Source organism: Streptomyces sp. NPDC097617 (assembly GCF_044761485.1).
Classification (GTDB): domain Bacteria; phylum Actinomycetota; class Actinomycetes; order Streptomycetales; family Streptomycetaceae; genus Streptomyces.
This window is the reverse complement of record NZ_JBIWCL010000085.1, coordinates 1-1,334: the sequence shown is the minus strand read 5'-3', so window position 1 is coordinate 1,334 and position 1,334 is coordinate 1. Positions and strand designations below refer to the sequence as shown.

Genomic DNA, 1,334 nt, shown 5'->3' with positions numbered 1-1,334 from the left:
CAGGGGTGTTGCAAAGTCCAGCAATCTTGTAGGTGTGCTGGTCAGGCGATGCCCAGGAGGTCGAGTGGGCGGGTGAAGGGCTCGTAGGAAGCGTGGCGGAGGCCGGCGGCAATGTTGCTGTGCCCGGCGGCACGAAGCGTGTTGATCGCCAGGTTGCGCAGTGTCGCCATGTTCTCGGGTCCGTGGCCGGTGCGGATCTTCGAGGCGTCCTCGCCGAAGGTGGTGTCGCGGACGAAGTGGAGCCGGTTCTCGATGATCCACTGTGACCTGGCGAGCTGGCCGAGCCGCTGGGGCGAGGCTTGTTGCGAGTTCAGGTCCGTGATCGCGTAGATCGTCTGGCGGCTGCACCTGCCGGTCTTGAGGTCGGTGCGGTGACGCAGGATGCGCACGGCCTGGACGGCGTGGGGGAAGTCCAGGCCGAGGCCGGTGACCGTGAGGACCCTGGTCACGCGGGTCTCCTTGCGGCCGTGGCCGATCTCACGGTCGTAGCGCCGTGCGGTGACGTCCTTCCACGGCAGCGATCGCAGCTGCCGGTGTAGCCCGGGCTGGTTGGCCTTGACCACCAGCAGGTAGTGCGCCTTCTTCTCCACCAGGAACCGAGCGTGGGCGCGCTGGGTGTGGAGGGCGTCGGCCGTGACGGTGACCCCGGTCAGGTCGTAGGGCTCCAGCAGCGCGGCGAAGCAGGTGATTTCGTTGGTCTTGTCGGGAACCCGCAGTTGGGTGACGGTCCGGCCGTCGTCGGTCATCGCGGCCAGGAGGTGTGCGGCGGGTGTCTGGCCGTGCCGGGAGCCGCGGGCTGCCTTGCCGTCCACGGCCAGCGACTTCGCGCTGCCGGGATCGGCGCCGGTCAGGTCGGCCAGGCCGCCAGGACAGACCAGGTTGACGACCCGTCGGATCGTGGCGGCACTCGGCGCGACTCGCATCCCCAGCCCACCCGCCACGCGGGCACCCAGCCTGGCCAGCGCGTGCTGCGGAGCGCTCGCGGACCACTGGCCGATCGCGGCATACGAGCGCGCGCCGGCGATCACCGCCGAGGCGGCAACCAGGACCACCGTCACGAACGGGTGACGCACACCGCGCCGCCGACGCGGATCGGGCAGCACCCGCAGTCGCTCCACCAGGGAGAGTCCCGCCACGCCCTCCAGAGCGGGCGACTTGACGAGACAGACGGTGGCAGACTGACGGCACATCGAAACTCCGGCGGTTCAGGGCGACTTGGGAAGGTCACCCCGTTCAACCGGAGTTTCGTTGCGTTCGTGACGGTCCATCCCAGACCCCTCGCACGGCCGTGGCCTGCGGACGCACATGATCAACGGGACTTTGAAACGCCCCTG

The 1,334-nt window shown here is 69.2% G+C and carries 1 protein-coding gene; it reads right to left on the bottom strand.

Annotated elements, in window-relative coordinates; genetic code table 11:
* Positions 1 to 41 precede the first annotated feature (41 nt).
* Positions 42 to 1,190: an ISAs1 family transposase gene (locus ACIQZO_RS40500; RefSeq protein ID WP_403636437.1), complete on the bottom strand. Its 1,149-nt coding sequence runs from the start codon at positions 1,188 to 1,190 to the stop codon at positions 42 to 44.
* Positions 1,191 to 1,334 lie beyond the last annotated feature (144 nt).

Bases quoted from the DNA above. Each gene is read 5' to 3' on its own strand.
- ACIQZO_RS40500 (WP_403636437.1), bottom strand. From the start codon at position 1,190: ATGTGCCGTCAGTCTGCCACCGTCTGTCTCGTCAAGTCGCCCGCTCTG.